The organism is Burkholderia sp. IT-111MI5, assembly GCF_949752865.1.
In the GTDB taxonomy this organism is placed as follows: domain Bacteria; phylum Pseudomonadota; class Gammaproteobacteria; order Burkholderiales; family Burkholderiaceae; genus Burkholderia; species Burkholderia pyrrocinia_C.
This window is the reverse complement of sequence record NZ_CATKIF010000011.1, coordinates 235,204-253,492: the sequence shown is the minus strand read 5'-3', so window position 1 is coordinate 253,492 and position 18,289 is coordinate 235,204. Positions and strand designations below refer to the sequence as shown.

The window sequence follows — 18,289 nt, the reverse complement described above, 5'->3', positions numbered from 1 at the left end:
GTCGAGGAAGGCGGCGGATTGGCGCATCAGGCCCCCGCGCGGAAGATTTTTCCAATGAGGCGGCGCAGCCAGCCGGCGCGCCCTGCCCGTACGTACGGGCCTTCGATCGTGTAGCCGCCCAGCGCGGCGCGGCGAGTTTGTAACGGTGTGTTTCGCATGACCTGCCCCCGATCTGACCCATCCGTGTGAGGAATCGCCCGGGTTGAGCCCCCGTCAGGGCTCTCCGATGGGGTCAGGACACCGGTCCGGGCGATGGTCAGGAGAATAGGTTCAATTCGGATGACACGTCAACCCATTCGTAACGGTCCGAAACAGTAACCGTTGCAAAACGGGAACCGTTTCCCTACGCTTGACACCGGGTCAACGATTTATGTAAGGGGTCTGTCATGAAAACCACTGGTGAGTGGCTCGACGCATTGAAGGAACGGCTCAACCTGCCGTCCGACTACGCGCTTGCAAAGGAACTTGGCGTCACGCGTCAGGCAGTGAGCAGCTGGCGGAACGGACACAAGACGTTCACCGAAGAAATGTGCTTGCAGATCGCGGAGAAACTCGACGTGAGCCCGTTTGAAGTGCTCGCGACGGTGAAAATCGAATGGATTAAGGACGCTGATCGCCGCGCAGTCTGGACGCGTGCTTTGGAGAAATTTTCCGAGGGTTTTCGCACGCTGGTGCTTCGCGCTAATGCTTGTGGGGCTTGGTTCCCACAGGTGTAGCACCAGCTGTAATTAGCGATTTAACTTGCCGTGAATTATCGAATTGACTGGTTGTAGTGGCTAGATTGAAATGTCCGCTTTTGGCTACATAGAAATGTCCGCTTTCGGGCCGCGTAAGCTGTTCGGCCGCCGGGTGTTCGGCGCCGGAGGCTGCGATGACTACAACGGAGCGGATCACGATGACGATGCGCGAGCTGGACAGGTTCAAGGTCATTCAGGACGTCGCAGACGGCAAGCTCAAGCCTTGGCGTGCAGCGGAACGGCTGGAATTGACGACGCGGCAGATTCGCCGGCTGGTCGCCCGGCTTCGGGAATACGGCGCGGCGGGTTTGGTATCGGGACACCGATCGAAGCCCGGCAATCGTCGGCTGGACCCAGGAGCCGCCGACCGGGCGCTGTCGATCATCCACTATCGCTACGCCGATTTTGAGCCGACGCTGGCCGGCGAGAAGCTCTGGGAATGTCACGGCATTCGGCTGGCCAAGGAGACGGTCAGGAAACTGATGACGGAGGCAGGTTTATGGGTGCCGCGCCGGCAGCGACCGCCGAAGATTTATCAGCCGCGAGCGCGCCGAGCCTGTCTGGGCGAACTGATCCAGATCGACGGCAGCGACCATCGGTGGTTCGAGGAACGGGCGCCAGCCTGCACGCTGCTGGTGTATGTGGACGACGCGACGAGCCGGCTGATGATGCTGCACTTCACGCAGACGGAATCGACCTTCAGCTACTTCGAAGCGACGCGCGCGTACATCGAACGGCACGGCAAACCTGGGGCGCTCGACAGCGACAAGCACAGCGTGTTTCGCAGCCCGAGCCGCACCACCGCCATTCTCCGTTCATTGCCGCGTGCGGTCCCTGCCGGTTTCCCGGCGCCCATACCCCGCCCTTCACGCTCCGTCACCTCAGCCGACGAACGATCACCGCCGAGACCGCGACGACGGCCGAGATTGCTGCAGATAGCAGCAACACGTATCCGATCAGTCGCCAGAATTCTGCGACGCGCTGCTCCAGTATCCATGCGCGATAAGACGTCACGTTGCTCGCTGCGTCGGCATACGACGCGCGATAAACGAAAAGCGGCATGCACACGTCGTGCTCGGGTATCGGTGAAGTCAGCAATGATCCTGCCCGCAGCTGTCCCACGGACGCGCATTCCGCCGTATTCATTCCGTCAACGATTGCCGTGCTGATCGGGTGGTCGTAAATCGCGCCGATCCACGTAGCGGCACTCGACAGCAGTACGCAAAGACCGATGCCGGCAAGCCAGCGGCGCGGCATCGGAAAGCGGAAAGCGCGCCGGAGCGCGCTACCCACGCTGCTTCTCCTCGAAATACGGCTGACGTGCCGCGACGAGACGCAACTCGTCGAGCAACGCCGCGGCAGCACGCAACAGATCGTCGAGCGTGACGATGCCGACCAGTTGGCCGTCGTCGCCGACGACCGGAAGCCGGCGTATGCCATGCTGCCGCATGCGCTTTGCGAGCAGCCAGACATCTTCGTCGCCGTTTGCGATCGCGACGGGTTCCGACATGATGTCGCCGACGAACAGCGCCCCCGCCTCCGCGTCCGGGCTCACCACGGCGAGCACGATGTCGCGGTCGGTCACCATGCCGACCGGCAGAAGGTGCCCTTCCCGTTCGCGCACCACGACCAGATCGCCAGCGTGCGCATCGCGCATCCGTTCGGCTGCCTCGACGACCGTGATCGTTGCGAAACACGTGGCGACATCGCGAGTGCAGAGCATCGCAGCATTCATGTCATCTCCTGGTTGTCCCGGGCGACGCAAATCGTCACCGCGGCTCGGACATCCTTGACCGTCGATCAACGTCTGTCCTGCTCCTGACCGATCAAGCGATCGACAGTCGATCGACGACTTCGCGCACGCCCGGCGCCTGCCAGGCGGCATCGAACACAAGCTGCCGTTCGCTCAGCGAATCATGATCGTCGGCGCCTTTTCGCATCCGGTAAAACAACGGTAGGCGCAGTACCGCCGGCAAGAATTGATGCAGGTCAGTGTGAAAGCCCGTGCGAGCGCGCGGTAGATGTCGCGACCGGCGTCGCCCGACGCGCGGCCGTTACGGCCTCGCCGCGGCTTTGATCCGTCCGGCCCGGTTCAATGAGGCGCAGGACGATCCTGTGTCCGTGTGTCGACAGGCTGGCGTGCGCTTCCGCTATCGACGTCGTATCCAGCCGAACGAGACCGCGCTCAGCCAGGCAGTGAAGATCGGCAGGGTCGCCCGGTCGGCACGGCGGCTCGCTCGCGAGAACCATCATGATCGCGATTTCATGGGGGCTCAACAGCCTGTCTGCATTCGTATCGGCCGGCCGTTCGCCATGAGGCGCGACAGATCCCGAGGGGGAAATGATCGGGTGATTGGCCGTGTCCTTGAAAGTCGAGGGCATGATGTGATCCGTATTGTGAACGTGAAGACGCAAACGGGACGAAACCGTGTCGACGTCGATCTTGACCGCCACGCACAACGCTCAATGTTCGCGCTTGTCGGCCAATCGTTCTTGATGCAGGTCAGCAATCGATCGAAGGTGATCGGGATGCACCCAAACTCCAGACGAAGCGCCTTCGCACGAACCTGAGTGTCACGTTGATCGCATGGCCCTGCTGGCGAGCAGGTCCGCGTGTCACCGTCGATAAAATCGATAGTACGAATGGAGGTGTTGTCTTACGAAAGCGGACAGCATGCGACGGATCCTGGCGCAGCACCTCGGATTGCCGTTCGCGCCCTATCCGGACACTCGGTTGAATGCACTCGCCCTACGTCGGCGCGTATCAAACGACGTGCCCGCGCGGCGGATTCAGTACAGCAGAAACGCCGCCCGCGCTTGCGCGAACGCCGCCGTCTGCGTGTCGACGACCCGTTCGATGTCGTCGAGCGGCCGCCCCGCTTCCAGCATGTCGGCGACCTCGCGCGAACCGACCGACGCGCGAATCGCGTCGATCCGGAACAGTTCGGGATACCGGCGGTGCAAAACGAGTGCAAGTGCGAGCCCTATTTCGTCGGGTTTTGCCGCGCCGGGCAGTCGCGCAATGCGCACACCGTCGCACGGTACACCGCGATAAGGTCCTTCCGCCGGCACGAAGCGAACCGGCGCGAAGGTCGCGCCGAGCCGCATCGCACGAAGATCGTCGGCGAGTGCAAGGCCGTCGATCCACGGCGCGCCGACCACGCCGAACGGCGTCGCGGTGCCGCGCCCGACACTGAGCGCCGCACCTTCGACGAGCCCCGTCTCGGGATACAGCGACAGCGCGCCGGTATCGCGCAGGTTCGGCGACGGCGGCACCCAGCCCAGCCCGGTGGCGTCGAAGCCCATCGCGCGCGCGTAGTGCGCCATCGGCACCACGGTAAGCGCGGCGCCGATTCGCAGCCGGTCATTGAACAGGCGCGCGAGTTCGCCGATCGTCATCCCGTGCTGAAGCGGCAGCGGGAAATAGCCGGTGAACGTGCGCGGCCCCGGATCCGCCACCGGGCCGCCGACGACATCCGCGCCCAGCGGATTCGGACGGTCCAGCACGAGTACCGGACGATGCGCGGCAGCCGCCGCCTCGAGCGCATAACCAAGCGTGGCCAGGTAAGTGAAGAAGCGTATGCCGGCATCCTGCAGGTCGATCACCAGCACATCGGCATCGGCGAGCAACTCGGGGGCGATCCGGCGGTGGCTGCCGTAGAGGCTGTGAACCGTCACGCCGGTCGCGGCATCGATCGTGTCGCCGAACGTTTCGTCCACGTCGGTGCCGAGCCCGTGCTCGGGCGCGAACAGCGCAACGAGCCGTGCGCCCGGCGCGTGCGCGAGCAGGTCGGCGGTGCGCGTGCCGAACCGGTCGAAGCCGCTGCGATTCGTGATCAGCGCAATGCGCTTGCCGGCCACGGCCGCGAATCCGTCCGCCGCGAGCACGTCGATGCCGGCCAGCACCGGTCCGTGCGATGCCGGCAGCCGGCCGCTACGGGCGACGGCCTCGGCCATCGTCGGTGCGCGCGTGGCGATCTGCGGCAACGTCGAGGGCCCCGCCCCGCTCGATACGATGCCGAGCACCTGCTCGCGCAACGGCGCGGCGGTGCCGGTTTCATCGGGATACAGCCGGCTCGTCAGCACGACCGCGAAGCGGCGCGTCACCGGATCGATCCACAGGGCGGTGCCCGTGTAGCCGAGATGCTGCAGCGCGCCGACCGCGGGCAGCCGGTAGCGGTTCGCGACGAGCGGCGCCGCGACTGCCCAGCCGGTCGTGCGCAGGTCGCCTTCGGCATCGAGCGTGGCCGGCGTCTCGAGCGTCGTGATGCTGGCGCGGCTCAGCACGCGTGCCGAGCCGAGTGTGCCGCCGTTCAGCAGCATGCGTGCGAAGCGCGCGAGATCGTCCGCGCTCGCGAACAGGCCCGCGTTGCCCGCCACGCCGCCCATCGCGGCGGCGATCGGGTCGTGCACCCGGCCCCTGATCAGGCGGCCATCCCGGACGACCGTGGGCGCGACGCGCATCGGGCGCCATCGCGACGATGTCGGCCAGCACCGCCGCGCGGCTGCGCAGCGCGCGAGACGACGACACGCCGGGCGGCAGCCCGGACGTATGCGCGAGCAACTGCCGAAGCGTGATGCCCGCCTTGCCGCGCGCGGCGAACGCAGGCCAGTAGTGTGCGGCCGGAGTATCGAGATCGAGCTCCCCGCGCTCCGCGAGCTGCATGACGGCGACGGCCGTCGCCACGGGCTTCGTCAGCGACGCGAGATCGAAGACGGTATCGGCCGTCATCGCTTCGGCGGCCGTGCCCGTCACACGAAAGCCGCGGGCCACACGTACGGGCACACCGTCCGCATCGCCCGTCACGACGACCGCGCCGGCAAGATGGCGATCGGCGATCTCGGCGGCAATGACTGCGTCGATCGCGGCGGCCGGCGGTAGCGCCGCGGCCGGGTCGACTTCCGCCCGCGCGCAGACGGGCGCCAGCGCGAGCAGCAGCGTGCCGGTCAGCGCGGCAGCGCAGCGGGATCGTAGCGATTGCGCGGATTCCACAGCATCCATCCGTCCGTGCCGGCCGCATCCGCGGCGTCGACCTGCGCGCGAATCTCATCCGCATCGAATTCCCGGTGGTCGAACGCGTAGTCGCGAAACGCCTGCAGCCAGGGCCGAAAGCGCACGCCGGCGAGCCCCGTGCGGTGCATCGCTTCGGTCAGCGAACGTTCGACGATCTCGCCCGGATGATCGGTGGGTTTGCGGCAGCCGGGCAAGCCCCACGTAAAGCCCGACGGGTACAGCATCGGCGAAATGTAGTCGACCACCCCGCCCAATGCGCCAAGCCGTTGCCCGATGTGCGTGTCGTCCTCGTTCCAGCACACGTAGCCGAAGATGTCGGCCGACACATAAACGTTGTACGGCCGCAGCCGCTCGCGCGCCCCCGCCAGGAATCCCGTGATCGCGGCCACGCGGTTCGCTTCCGTATTGGGCTCGCTGAAGCGCAGGTTGTTCGCATCGGGAAAGCGCAGGTAGTCGAACTGGATCTCGTCGAAACCCAGCTTCGCCGCCTCTTCCGCGACGTCGAAGTTGTGTGCCCACGCCGCCTGCACGGTCGGATCGATCCATCGCAAATGCTCGCGATCGCGCCAGATCCCGCCGGCCGCATCGCGCACCGCCCAGTCCGGGCGGGCAGCCGCGAGCGGATCGTCCTTGAACACGACGATGCGGGCGATCAGGTACAACCCGCGCGCATGAAACGTGCGGATCAGGCCCGCCAGGTCGGCGACGCGCGGTGCCGGATCGCTTGCCGCGCCGATCGCTTCGCGTGCCGCGCTGCGATAAGGGGTCATTCCGCGATCGCCCTTCACGTCGATCACGAACGCGTTGACTGCCGTGCGGCCCTGCAGCGCGAGCGCCGCGTCGCGCAGCGTACGGTCCGCGATGCCATAGGCGGACAGGTAGACCGCTTTCGGACGCACGGGTGTCATGCGAATCGTATGCGTGACCCCGGCCGCCGTCAGTTCGACTTCGGTTCGTGCATAGCCCGGCGCACGCACGCTCAAGCGTGTACCGGTCGTCTCGACTTCCAGTGAAAACGCTCCGTCGCCGTCCGCGGTTCGGCTCACGCCGGACGCATAGCCGATCGCACCGGCCAGCGGGTGCCAGTTCGTGGCATCGACGACCGTGATCGTCACCGGTGCCGCCTGCGCGGCGAAACCGGCGAGCAACAGCAGGACGCAGGCGATCAGGCGGTCAATCATGGCTTCCCCCGGCGGTTTGCAGCAATCCGTTCATGCATCGTGCGTCGCATGCATCCGTCATCAGATAACGCGGCAGTGCCATTGCCGGGTCCGTGAGCCGAACGGGACGCGCACCGAGCGTGAAGGCGGCGACATAACCTTCGCGAGCGGCCAGTTGGTCGGTTTCTTCATCGTGGACGCCGAATGGCCAGGCCAGCAGCCGGATCGGCTTGCCGGTTTCGGACTCGAGCCGTTCGCGGGAGCGGCTCAACTGGACGGACACGAAACGCCGGTAGTCGTCCGCGGTGCGCCGGGCGCGTTCGGTGTGAAAATTCGGATGCCAGTACGTATGAGACTCGATGTCGAATCCACCGGATCCGCCAAGCGCGCGCAGCTGTTCCCACGTCATCGCGTAGCTGGCGTTGGAGATTGCCGACGGATAGACGAACAGCGTGACCGGTACCGGGTGCCGGGCCAGCAACGGGCGCAGTATCTCGTAGACGGAACGGTGACCGTCGTCGACCGTGATCGCGACCGCCCGCGCCGGCACCGCATCCGTCTGGCCGCCATGCCAGCGCACCACGTCGGCGAGCGGCACGATGCGATAGCCGCTTGCCTCGATCGCATGCAACTGGTTGCGGAATGTCTCGGTACGCACCGTCATCGAATCCAGGCGCTCCGCTGCAAACCGGTGATAGACGAGAATCAGCACGCGTTGCGGCGCCGGCACGACGGCGTCGGCCGACGCGGCCGGCAGCACGCACGACAGAACGAACAGACAGACGATCAAGCGTAAGACCATGGCGCACCTCGGGGAATCGCTGCCCTATTCTTCCCGATCGCGCCGCGCGCTCGCTGAGCCAGGTCAACAACCGTTCGCACGACGACGATACCGCGCACGTGCCTGGCGGCATCCGCGTCAGGTTGCTTCGGCAACCAGTTCGGCATGAATCCGCTCGACATCGTCGCGTGTGCAAAGCGCCGTGCCGGGATGCTTGACCGAAGCAGCCGATGCCGCCAGCGCGGGCGCAGCGTTGACGGCGGTCAAGCAACGCCGCAAAGGCGCCGGATTGCGCTCGATCAACGACGCGTGCCGGCAGGCCCTTACAGTGAATCATTCGCCGTCGCGGAGCCTCGCCATGGACGAGCAGTCGCTTTGCACCACCGTGTTCGCCGAACGCTATGCGCAGTCCGGCGAAACGTCCCACGCGGCCGTATTCAGGCGCGTCGCCCATGCGCTGTCGCTCGCCGAGCCGGCGGAGCTTCGCATACAGGCCGAGCGCGCGTTCTTTCTGAATCTGATGCGCGGGGCGATCGGCGCCGGCCGCATCCTCGCGAATGCAGGCGCGCAGACGGGCGGAACGATGGTCAACTGCTTCGTCCATCCACTCGAGATTCCAGCCGAGATGCCCGTGCAGGCCGTCGACGCAGCGCTCGAGCGCGCGCTCGACGACGCACGGCACACGCTGCTGATGGGGGGCGGAATCGGCTACGACTTCTCGCCGGTGCCGCCCGCGGACGCTTACCAGCGACGTCTCGCATCCGAACAAGGCGTGTGCGCGGCAATCGACCGCTTCGATGCGATGTGCCGCGCGCTGCCGTTCACCGGTCCGCGCCGGGGCGCGCAAATGGGTGTGCTGCGATGCGATCATCCGGACCTGGTCGCGTTCGTTACGGCCAAGCGCGGACGATCGCGCTGGCCGACGTTCAATCTGTCGGTCGGCATCACGGACGCGTTCATGGAGGCGGTCGCGTACGACCGGCCGTGGGCGCTCGTCCATGATGCGCCGCGCTATTGCTCGTCCGGCGCACCGTCCCGGCAGCCGGACGAGCGTTACCTTTACGCGACGGTTCCGGCCCGTACGCTGTGGCATGAGATCGTCAACGCCGCGCGCGACAGCGCCGAGCCCGGGCTGCTGTTCCTCGATACGATCCGCGATGCGAATCCGCTGCGCGAACACGAGCGGATCGACGCGACGAACCCGTGCGGCGAGCAGCCGCTGCCGTCCCATGGCAGCTGTGTGCTGGGGCCGATCGACCTGTCGCGCTTCGTTCACCACCCGTTCGGTGTCGACGGCAAGCCACGCTTCGACTTCGCGACGCTCGCCGATGCGGTGCGTATCCAGGTACGCATGCTCGACAACGTGCTCGACCTGACCGCTTGGCCACTCGCCGCGCACGAGCGCGAGGCGCACCGGAAGCGGCGCATCGGTGTCGGCGTAACGGGGCTTGGCGATGCGCTGACGATGCTGCGGCTGCGCTATGACAGCGCCGAAGCGCGCGCGTTTGCGCGCGGTATCGCGCTGACGATGCGCGAGCATGCGTTTGCCGCATCGGCCGCGCTTGCCGCCGAGCGCGGCGCGTTTCCGGCCTACGATCCGGCCGCCTATCTGGCCGGCCCCGCAAACCGCATGCTCCTGCCGCTGAAGGTGCATCACGCGATCGCACGGCACGGGCTGCGCAACAGCCATCTGCTGTCGTTCGCGCCGGCCGGCAGCGTGAGTCTCGCGTTTTGCGACAATTGTTCGAACGGGATCGAACCGGCCGTCGGCTGGACGCAGCGTCGAATGGTCCGCACCACGGACGGACGCGTCCGTCCGTTTCGTGTCGAGAATCACGCTTACCGGCTGTTTCGCGAACTGCATGGCGACAATGTCCGGCTGCCCGACTATTTCGTCACCGCGGCGGATATCGCACCGGCCGATCATGTCGCGATGCTCGCTGCGCTGCAGCCCTGCATCGACGCCGGCATCTCGAAGACCGTGACGATGCCCGGCCAGTGTTCGCTTTCCCAGGTCGACGAACTGTTCTTTCTGGCGTGGCGCGAGCGGCTCAAGGGGATCACGGTGTTCCGGCCCGATCCACAGCTCGCGTCGGTCGTCACCGATGACGCCGCGCAACAGCGCGACGGCGCCGTCTGCATCAACTGCTGAACGACACGATTGCCGGCCGGAAGCGTTCGGCAGTTCGGCACGAAGCGGGCAACCGTTCAGACGGGAGCGCCCGTTGTCGCCGCCGATTCTGCTTCCGCGGGCCGGCCCGGCTCGTCGGCATCGTCCGGCCCCGCAATGAGCGCCGTCAGCATGTCGTGATCGATCGACTCGTGCAGCAACAGGCACTGGGCAATCCGTTCGAGCGCGTCGCGGTGCTCGCCGAGCGTTGCCGCGACCCGCACGTGCGCATCCTCGAGCAGCGCGCGCACCTCCTCGTCGATCAGTTGCGCCGTGTGTTCGCTGCAACGGCCGTCGCCCGGCGTCCATGCGCCGGGCACCCGGCCCTGCGATGCAGCGTCGTCGAACGTCGACAGGCCGATCTTGTCGCTCATCCCGTACTGCATGACCATGTGCCGGGCGAGCGCGGTCGCCCGCTCGAGATCGTTCTGCGCGCCGGTCGACACGTCGCCGAACGCGATTTCCTCGGCCACCCGCCCGCCGAGCAATACGTCGAGCCGGTCGAGCAATTCGCTCCTGCGCAGCACGTAGCGATCCTCGGTCGGCACCTGCTGCGTATAGCCGAGTGCCGCGATGCCGCGCGGGATGATCGACACCTTCTTCACCGGATCGCAGTGCGCGCGGCTTTGCGCGACGAGCGCGTGGCCCGACTCGTGGTACGCAATGGTGCGCTTCTCCTGCTCGTTCATCACGCGGCTCTTGCGCTCCATGCCCGTCATCGCGCGATCGATCGCCTCGTCGAAGTCGGCCATCCCGATCGCCGGTTTGCCGAGTTCGGCCGCATGCAGCGCGGCCTCGTTGACGACATTCGCGAGATCGGCACCGACAAATCCCGGCGTGCGCGATGCCAGCTCGGCCAGATCGACTTCGGGGGCAAGCTTCACGCGCTTCGTGTGCACGGCCAGAATCTGCTTGCGTCCGTTCAGGTCCGGCCGGTCGATCGCGATGTGCCGGTCGAAACGTCCGGGGCGCAGCAGCGCGGGATCCAGGATCTCCGGCCGGTTGGTCGCGGCCATGATGATGACGCCGGAATTCGCCTGAAAGCCGTCCATCTCGACGAGCAACTGATTCAGCGTCTGCTCGCGCTCGTCGTTGCCGGACATCAAGCCGACGCCGCGCGCCTTGCCGAGCGCATCGAGTTCGTCGATGAACACGATGCACGGCGCCTTTTGCTGCGCCTGTTCGAACAGATCGCGCACGCGAGCCGCGCCGACGCCGACGAACATCTCGACGAATGCCGAGCCGCTGATCGAGAAAAACGGCACCGCCGCCTCGCCGGCGACCGCGCGCGCGAGCAGTGTCTTGCCGGTGCCGGGCGCGCCGACGATCAGCACGCCCTTCGGAATCTTGCCGCCGAGCCGCTGATAGCGTTCGGGTTCGCGCAGGAACGCGACGATCTGCTGCAACTCGGCCTTCGCCTCGTCGATGCCCGCAATGTCGCTGAACGTGATGCCGGTTTCCTGCTGCACATAGACGCGTGCCCGGCTTTTTCCCATGCCGCTCAGGTCCCTTACCCCGCCCGGCCTGCGCATCATGAAGTTCCACACCAGTACGAAGGCGATCACCGGAAACGCCCACGTTGCAAGCGTCTCGATCCAGCTCGAATCCGGCATCCCGCGATAGCGGATGCCGGCGGCCGTCAGCGTGGCGACCAGGCGGTCGTCGGCTACCCGGCTCGTCGTGAAGCGCCACGGCGGTCCGGCCTTTTTCACGGCAATCGCGTCGGAGGCCGGCAGCATCGGGCCGGCTTCGGGCATGCGCAGTGCGCCCGAGATCGACGACTGACCGATCTCCAGATCGTCGACGAGACGCGCGTCGACCAGGCGGTGAAAGTCGCTGTACGAAATCGACGTCGCCTCCGGCTGACGCATCAGCAATTGAACCGCAATCAGTACGCCGAAGGCGATCGGGATCAGCAGCGCGGAATAGTCGAATGTTTTCTTCATTGCATTGATCCTGCACGACGGGCGCAGGCCAGGTCATGCATCGTCACGTGTCCATTGCGCGCGCAGCATGTCCTCGCTGTCGCGATAGTTGAGCGCGAGATTGCCGTGATGCGCATGCAGCAATGCTTCGCCCAGGCGCCGCACCATATGCATGCCCGTCGTCCGGATGACGAGCGTATCGCGGGATTTCTCGATTTCCATGATGCGTTCGAGCGCATGTTCGCTCGTCTCCAGGTCCGCCTGATGCTCGAGCAGTTCGAGGATCGCCGACCGGTGCGCGCGCACGTAATCGCCATGCAATACCAGTTCGCCCGCCGGTGCGTTTTCCCGCATGCGCTTGCAGGCCGGGCATTCGAGCTGCCGCCGGTCGAGCGGAGTCGCGTACCAGGTCCAGCGGCCCTCGTCGCAGACGGCGCCGCAGCCTTCGCAGATCCTGTCGCCCTTCGGCCGCTTCCGATCGCGATAACTGTCCTTCGTATGCGGCGGCATGCGCTGGTCGCGGCGCAGGTAGTTTCGACCGGGGCCGGAATTTGAACGGTTCATTGCTGTTTCTCCCTGTAGTGGGCAGTACGAGCAAGCCGGTCAGGCAACGGTGAGCCGGTCGACGACTTCGCGAACACCCCTGACCGACCCTGCCGCGCCGCACGCGGCACGCCTTTCCGCCAGCGACGCGACCGTGCCCGTCAAAGTGACGATGCCGTCGACCGCATCGATCGAAATCCCCGCGGATTCACGCTGTGCGCGTCGCGCGAGCGCTTCGGCAATCCGCGCGCCGACGTCCGGCACCGTATGATCGGCACGCACCTGGATGCGGTTCGCCACGCCGACGACGCCGATCATCCGGCTCACCATCGCTTCCGCCGCACGGCTCTGGAACGCGTGATCCACTTCGCCGTCGAGCGTCACGCAGCCGTGATCGACCTCGACGCGAATCTTGTGATCGCGCAACGCGTCCTGCCAGCCGAGCGCGAACGTGATCGCGATCGCCAGCTCCTGATCGGCGCAGGCGTTCTCCGGCGGTGCAACGTTCAGTTCGAGTACCAGCGCGCGCGCGTCCGCGACATGCAGCGCCGTTTTCTGCGCCTCGAGTTTCTGGGCCCAGCTGTCGACCGTGCCGCGCAATGTGACGATCCGGTCGCGGACGTCGACGTCGATCTGGCGCGCATCGATCGCCGGATTCCAGAAAAGCGCCTGCTCGACATCCTGCTTGAGTGCTGCATCGGACTTCATCGCGGTCTCCCGTCGGCCCGTGTCGATCGCGAGTCTTGCAATCGGATCCGTGCCGCACCGCATCCAGCATCGCGCATGGCGGCTCGGGCAGCTTGACGAGGATCAATCAACAGCGGGCGGCGGGCGTGCGACGGCTGAATTTGTCCGTTGATATGGATCGGTGCGCCAAACAATCACGACACCGGATTCCACGAAAGCCGTGGCAACCGGAACGCTTCGCAAATTCCTCTTACGGTATCGGTGTTATCCAAGATGCTGCACGGCATCGCCGCAGGCATTGAGCCAGGTCAACGGGTTCACCGCCGCGCCGCTGTAGGAAACGTCCTACAACCCTTCCGCATCACCTACCTCATCTTCAATGCCGGCTGATTTCCCTGGCGCTGCACGGCATCCATACTTCCCATCAAGAACAACAAACACACGTGCCTCCCGGCGCAAAGGCAGCATCACCGTCGAGACCGGCGCATCGGTCTCCTGGCCCGTCCGGTGGGGTTCTCCCTTCACGAAGGCGGCAGACGCCAAGGCCGCCGGCAATACAGTCAGCGCGATCCTGCCCGACAGCAATTCGCCGCTGCCCCACGAATTGGAGCCGATCATGGAGAGCCATGCCAATGTCTCGACGACCATGCCGTTGCATCCGTTGCATCCGTTACGCCCGTTCATCCCGCTGCGTCCCGTCGAGCCGGCGGACCAGCCGAAGCGCGCCACGTCCCGCTGCTCGACGTGCACGTTGCGTACCGTCTGCATGCCGCCCGATCTTTCGCCTGACGATTTCGCGCGTCTCGACGCAATGATCTGCACGACGCGTCACGTCAGGCGCGGCGAAACGCTGTTTCGCGCGGGCGATGCGTTCAACAGCATCTATGCGGTGAGAACCGGTTCGTTCAAGACCACCATGATGCATCGCGACGGCGACGAGCAGATCACCGGCTTCCCGATCGTCGGCGAATCGCTCGGGCTCGACGGCGTGCACACCGGGCACCACAACGGCGACGCGATCGCACTCGAGGACAGCACGGTCTGCATCATTCCGTTCGGCCAGCTCGAGCAGATGTGCCGCGAAGTACGGTCGATGCAACATCACGTGTACCAGATGATGAGCGGCGAAATCGTCCGCGAATCCGCGCTGATGCTGCTGCTCGGCACGATGACCGCCGAGCAGCGCGTGGCCGAATTCCTGCTGAACCTTTCCACGCGCTTCAAGGCACGCGGCTACTCGGCCGCGGAATTCGTGTTGCGGATGACGCGCGACGAGATCGGAGAATATCTCGGGATGAAGCTCGAAACGGTCAGCCGCATGCTGTCGAAGTTCCAGCACAAGGGGCTCGTCGCGGCGCACGGCAAGCAGATTCGCATCGTCGATTCGGACGGTCTCGGGCAAATATGACCTCGCTGCGGGTGCGTCGCACGCAGGCTCCGGGGGCTCTCGGACCTCTGCACACTGGACATCCGACAGGCTCGCGCATGAGCGTTCCCGTTCAGCCGACGAGCCAGGCTTGGTCGGACCTTGCCCGGATCGCCGACCATGTAAAGCGCTTTCGAGTCAGGTCGATCGGCTGCGTCGTGCGTGCGCCGCCGACGGTCGCACGACGCCACTCGAAGCATGCCGCTACCCGTCGAATGCGGCACATCTTGCGACGACGCAGCCGCCGGAGACTCATTGGCCGTGGCCGCCCAGGTTCCGGATCACCTCCTCATAGCCAATTTCCTCCGAATCGGCGTTGCATCGGTTGGCATGGGCAAAGGCGCCGACCACGAGCGTTCCATTGACATGCGCAGCGTCATCGGAATTTTTGAAACCATCTTCCGAGTCGAACGCGCGTTGTCGCAGCTGTTCATACTCATTTCGATTGCTGCAACCGAACGTCACGCGCCGGCATTGGCCGCCGTCGTTCCAGTCCACGTAATACATCGCATCGCGCCGCTTGATGCGATCACCGGGTTTCAGTGTGCGCTCGTAGACGCGCGCGACGGAATCGCTCGCTTCCTCGTCGCGGCACGTCATGTCGAGCCGGTCGTAGAAGTCGTGCGCCTTCACGTGCGAGGTCAACTGCATGCGAACCTTCTTGTCGTGGCTGACGCCCTCGGTCATGCGCTGCACGGCCTCGTTCAGGATCTCGATTCCCATCCCCTTTTTTCGCGCGTCCGGCGCCACGCACAGCACATGCAGTTCGACTTGCTTGGCGATGTCGGTCGCGTTCTTCCGTGACTCGTCCGTTCCGAAGGTCTCGTAAGCGAATACGCCGACCGGCTTCGCCTTGTCATACGGCGTCGCGCCGTTCGCGCCGGTATCCTTGCAAAGGTATCTGGCCAGATCGGGTTGCGTCGACCTCGATTCGACGAAGAGGCGGGCGCCTTCGCTTTGCCGCGTTTTCGGGTTGCGGTGGAGCGGGTAATAGTTGCCATACAGCCAGTAATCGTCGGCGTAGGCCCAGTACGGCTGGCACATCCTGTTGACGATCGCGTCGACGCCGCCGTTGCTTTCCAGACGATGCAGATTCTTTCCCCATGTGGTGTTCAACTGTTTGCCCGTCTTCACGGCGACAGACTGGCATTCGATTTCCGCCGATGCGTGCCGAGGCATGGCCGCGCTCGCCACTGTCACCGCCACCGCAATCAGCACGCCCTGCATCGATACGCACTTACCCCAGATTCGCGTCTTCATGATGTTGCCCTCCGTTGGTTGGTCAGTCGTTGCGCCATGCCGCACGCTCACAGGCACATCGCCTTCTTAGCGATCGCCCATCGGTGCATCCGGTCTTCGAGTCCATTGACACCGCCGTTGATGCGTCTCGTCAGCGACACGAAATCGCCCGAGTCGGCGATCAGGTTGCAGCCGTGCCGTTCCCACCACCAGGCCGCCGAACGCGCGGCCAGCGGTTCCCGTTCGAGGAGTTCGGGCTGGCGCTCGAGATCGGCACCGAGTGCGTTGCCGCATTCGCGGTAGTTCGCGCGCCCGGTGATCTGAATGAGCCCGCGTCCGAGGAAGCGCCTGCCATCGCCCGCCTGGACGTTGCCGAGTTCGGCGGCCTTGCGCGACGGCGGTTCATAGGCGCGCTGTGCAGTTGTCGGCCCCCACAGCTCGCGCGTGAGCGTGAAGCCGAGCGTCTCGTGGCCGGTTTGCGCGACGAAGGCCGCGATACGCCCGGGGGTCGAGATGCCGAATTCGGCCATCGCGGCGGCAAGTGCCGGATACCAGCGTTGCGCGAGCACGGCGGATACGGCGGCGGCAGACTGGAATTCATCGGATGTCATCGCGTTCTCCTTGCGAGGCATGGGCGAGCGAGGCCGCGGCGGATGCGCTCGGCGGTAATGAAACGGTCGAGGCAGTCAACGCGGCTGCGTCGTCCACCTGCGAGCGCGTCGGGCTGCGCGGCGAAGGCGGAACGTTGCGATGCGCGGCCGGCCCTGTTCGCTGCGCTTGCGCGTCGATCGCGGCGACGATCGCGCGCAGCGGCTCCGGCTTGACGCTGACTTCGCCTGCGAACGGACGATCGACGGCAAGCACGAAGAAGAACGCGAGTCCGAGCGTGAGCGCCCAGCTCGCGACGAGCGCGATGTTGAAGCGCGTGCCCGGAAGGATGTAAAGGAGCAGAAACGACACGACACTCGCGAGCAGCACCACGCCCCACAGCGTGGCCGGCATCGCGACGTCGAGCGTCAGCAGGCGCTGTTCGCGATGCTTTGCCATCTCGTTGACGCGTGCGAGCACCTCGCCGAGCAGCACGCGCTGCCTTTCGCTGCGCGGTTCAATCCGGTTGGCCATGTCGAACAGGCGATCGAAGCGGGCCGCCGTCTGCGCATCCGCACTCGCGTGCTGCTGCATCGTCGGCCACTCGTAACGGACGACACCGTCGAGGTAGGCGCGCAGCGCGCCCGAGGCGGCGTCGGCGACCGGATCGCCGAATGCGGCGAGATCGCGCGACAGCTCGCCGGCCGCGGTCGCTTCCGCGTCGACGGTGCGCTCCGCGCTGTTGTACGCGTCCCACACGCTGATCGCCGAAAACGCGACGAGCAGCGAGTTGATCGTCGTGATGACCGACACCATCGTGAGCGCCATCGCGCGCTGCTCGGGATGCAGGTCGACCGGCGCGATGCGGCGGAACAGCGCGTAGCCGGCCAGTGCGGCCGCGACGGTCGCGGTCACGACGAAGAGCCCCATCAGCCACGACGGCCAGTTGTAAAGAAAGAGCATGGTCATTCCCCGATTGCGTTTGCGCCGTCCTGACGGCCCGTGCGCGGCGCGTCTGCCGACAGCATCGCGCGTGTGAATTCGGCGAGCCGCTGCTTGACCGCATCGGCCGGCATCCCCGTTTCGAGCGATTGCTGAAGCCGCAGCAGATCCGCCGCGAGTTCGCTTTGCCATTGCACGCGCTCGGTCGCCGCATGGGCGCGATGCGCTTCGAAGGTCGCTTGCGCGGCGGCCGCCGTGTCGCCGCGCACGAGCGTCTCGAGCGTTTCGACGAGCCGGTGCAGCAGCCGATGCACGGCGGTCGCCGAGAAACCGCCGAGCATCGCAAGCGCCGGCTTGCCGAAGCTGCGCGTGCTTGCGCCGTCGTACAGGTGCGGCGGCAGCAGCTCGACGAGAATCAGGCCGGCGATCACGCCGAGAATCAGCCGCGCGCCGTACGACGCGTCGTACTTCGGGTCGTATGTCGAATTCGCGACGTAGCGATGAGCCTGGAACAGCGTGGCGAATGACGCGCCGAGCCCGGCGCAGAACATCAGGAACAGCGCATTCCACAGCAGCCGGGTGCCGTGCGAATCGAGAAACCCCTGATCGATGTTCGCGACCGACACTTCCGGCGACAGCGACGTCGCAATCACCGCGACCAGAAACGTCGCGGCGGAGAGCGTCAGCGCGCGGATCAGCGGTACCGGGCCGAGCCACGCGAAGCGCGAACGGACGCGCAGTTCGCCGTCGAGCAGCGTGACCGCCTGCGGCGTCGCGGGCGCGATCGCGACCGCGAGCCGGCGATGAATCGCGGCAAGCGCATACGATGCGCCGTGCACGGACGACGCATCGTCCGCCGCGGATTCAGCCGCGGCGCGCGACGCCGCGACCATCAGCATCGACAACTGCGCGATCAGATCGGGCGCCACCGCGATGCCGTGCTGCAATGCGTAGCGCGCCATCGCATTGCATTCGATTTGCAACTGCCCGATCAGATCGCGCCTCGATGCGGCCGTGTTCGTACCGTCCGCTTCGGGCGGTGCGTCCGCCGTTGTCCGGGACCATGAACGATGCGTG

16 protein-coding genes and 3 pseudogenes are annotated in these 18,289 nt (G+C 65.8%); 4 read left to right on the top strand and 15 right to left on the bottom strand.

The genetic code is table 11. The features are described 5' to 3' along the window. The first annotated feature begins 386 nt into the window (after nt 1–386). Together ACM6JT_RS09325 and ACM6JT_RS09320 are read left to right on the top strand one after the other, a co-directional pair. A complete protein-coding gene (locus ACM6JT_RS09325; protein ID WP_175899081.1) occupies nt 387–716 on the top strand; it encodes a helix-turn-helix domain-containing protein in 330 nt (109 codons plus the stop codon). 155 nt (nt 717–871) lie between these two features. Then, nucleotides 872–1,522 (top strand): annotated as a pseudogene (locus ACM6JT_RS09320) (ISNCY family transposase); the annotation flags it as partial. A gap of 500 nt (nt 1,523–2,022) precedes the next feature. On the opposite strand, the gene ACM6JT_RS09315 reads toward ACM6JT_RS09320, so the two are convergent. The 7 genes and pseudogenes from ACM6JT_RS09315 to ACM6JT_RS09285 all read right to left on the bottom strand — a co-directional run. After that, complete coding sequence (locus ACM6JT_RS09315; RefSeq protein ID WP_034179488.1) at nt 2,023–2,472, bottom strand: CBS domain-containing protein; 450 nt, start codon at nt 2,470–2,472, stop codon at nt 2,023–2,025. 91 nt (nt 2,473–2,563) lie between these two features. Further along, the gene (locus ACM6JT_RS09310; protein WP_235212438.1) at nt 2,564–2,713 is read right to left on the bottom strand and encodes a BON domain-containing protein; all 150 of its coding nucleotides are present in this window, start codon (nt 2,711–2,713) and stop codon (nt 2,564–2,566) included. Nucleotides 2,714–2,726: 13 nt separating this feature from the next. Further along, entirely contained in the window at nt 2,727–3,191 is a 465-nt protein-coding gene (locus tag ACM6JT_RS09305; protein WP_414856329.1) for a hypothetical protein, read from the bottom strand. A 336-nt stretch (nt 3,192–3,527) separates the two neighbouring features. Continuing rightward, nucleotides 3,528–5,739, bottom strand: a pseudogene (locus ACM6JT_RS09300) (exo-beta-N-acetylmuramidase NamZ domain-containing protein). Continuing rightward, the gene (locus ACM6JT_RS09295) at nt 5,685–6,932 is read right to left on the bottom strand and encodes a putative glycoside hydrolase (protein ID WP_414856328.1); all 1,248 of its coding nucleotides are present in this window, start codon (nt 6,930–6,932) and stop codon (nt 5,685–5,687) included. The pseudogene ACM6JT_RS09300 and the gene ACM6JT_RS09295 overlap by 55 nt, the downstream one beginning before the upstream one ends. Beyond that, nucleotides 6,925–7,713 (bottom strand): polysaccharide deacetylase family protein, encoded by a 789-nt coding sequence (locus tag ACM6JT_RS09290; RefSeq protein ID WP_414856327.1) that lies wholly within the window; start codon nt 7,711–7,713, stop codon nt 6,925–6,927. Before ACM6JT_RS09290 ends, ACM6JT_RS09295 begins: the two co-directional genes overlap by 8 nt. A 117-nt stretch (nt 7,714–7,830) precedes the next feature. Next, nucleotides 7,831–7,935 (bottom strand): annotated as a pseudogene (locus ACM6JT_RS09285) (1-phosphofructokinase family hexose kinase); the annotation flags it as partial. Between the two features lie 115 nt (nt 7,936–8,050). Here ACM6JT_RS09285 and ACM6JT_RS09280 point away from each other — a divergent pair. Then, entirely contained in the window at nt 8,051–9,844 is a 1,794-nt protein-coding gene (locus ACM6JT_RS09280) for an adenosylcobalamin-dependent ribonucleoside-diphosphate reductase (protein WP_414856326.1), read from the top strand. Nucleotides 9,845–9,900: 56 nt separating this feature from the next. Here the strand turns inward: ACM6JT_RS09280 and ftsH are convergent, their stop codons facing one another. The 4 genes from ftsH to ACM6JT_RS09260 form a co-directional block, all read right to left on the bottom strand. Then, nucleotides 9,901–11,808: an ATP-dependent zinc metalloprotease FtsH gene (ftsH, locus tag ACM6JT_RS09275; RefSeq protein WP_414856325.1), complete on the bottom strand. Its 1,908-nt coding sequence runs from the start codon at nt 11,806–11,808 to the stop codon at nt 9,901–9,903. A gap of 33 nt (nt 11,809–11,841) precedes the next feature. Then, entirely contained in the window at nt 11,842–12,351 is a 510-nt protein-coding gene (locus tag ACM6JT_RS09270; protein WP_414856324.1) for a BCAM0308 family protein, read from the bottom strand. A 39-nt stretch (nt 12,352–12,390) separates the two neighbouring features. Next, the gene (locus tag ACM6JT_RS09265; RefSeq protein WP_034179482.1) at nt 12,391–13,038 is read right to left on the bottom strand and encodes a BON domain-containing protein; all 648 of its coding nucleotides are present in this window, start codon (nt 13,036–13,038) and stop codon (nt 12,391–12,393) included. A 324-nt stretch (nt 13,039–13,362) separates the two neighbouring features. After that, nucleotides 13,363–13,785, bottom strand: coding sequence for a hypothetical protein (locus ACM6JT_RS09260; RefSeq protein WP_243712273.1), 423 nt, complete (start codon nt 13,783–13,785; stop codon nt 13,363–13,365). Between ACM6JT_RS09260 and fnr the strand changes: the two genes are divergently transcribed. Further along, nucleotides 13,670–14,425, top strand: a complete 756-nt coding sequence (fnr, locus tag ACM6JT_RS09255) for a fumarate/nitrate reduction transcriptional regulator Fnr (protein ID WP_414856730.1) — start codon at nt 13,670–13,672, stop codon at nt 14,423–14,425. The genes ACM6JT_RS09260 and fnr overlap by 116 nt on opposite strands. A 270-nt stretch (nt 14,426–14,695) precedes the next feature. On the opposite strand, the gene ACM6JT_RS09250 is transcribed toward fnr, so the two are convergent. The 4 genes from ACM6JT_RS09250 to ACM6JT_RS09235 are packed head-to-tail and all read right to left on the bottom strand — an operon-like array spanning nt 14,696 to nt 18,174. Further along, nucleotides 14,696–15,703: a GNAT family N-acetyltransferase gene (locus tag ACM6JT_RS09250; protein ID WP_175750355.1), complete on the bottom strand. Its 1,008-nt coding sequence runs from the start codon at nt 15,701–15,703 to the stop codon at nt 14,696–14,698. A 47-nt stretch (nt 15,704–15,750) separates the two neighbouring features. Next, the gene (locus tag ACM6JT_RS09245; protein WP_034179480.1) at nt 15,751–16,293 is read right to left on the bottom strand and encodes a glycoside hydrolase family 19 protein; all 543 of its coding nucleotides are present in this window, start codon (nt 16,291–16,293) and stop codon (nt 15,751–15,753) included. Next, nucleotides 16,280–17,239, bottom strand: a complete 960-nt coding sequence (locus tag ACM6JT_RS09240) for a hypothetical protein (RefSeq protein ID WP_414856323.1) — start codon at nt 17,237–17,239, stop codon at nt 16,280–16,282. Before ACM6JT_RS09240 ends, ACM6JT_RS09245 begins: the two co-directional genes overlap by 14 nt. Then, nucleotides 17,236–18,174: a hypothetical protein gene (locus ACM6JT_RS09235; protein WP_243566518.1), complete on the bottom strand. Its 939-nt coding sequence runs from the start codon at nt 18,172–18,174 to the stop codon at nt 17,236–17,238. The genes ACM6JT_RS09240 and ACM6JT_RS09235 overlap by 4 nt, the downstream gene beginning before the upstream one ends. Nucleotides 18,175–18,289 lie beyond the last annotated feature (115 nt).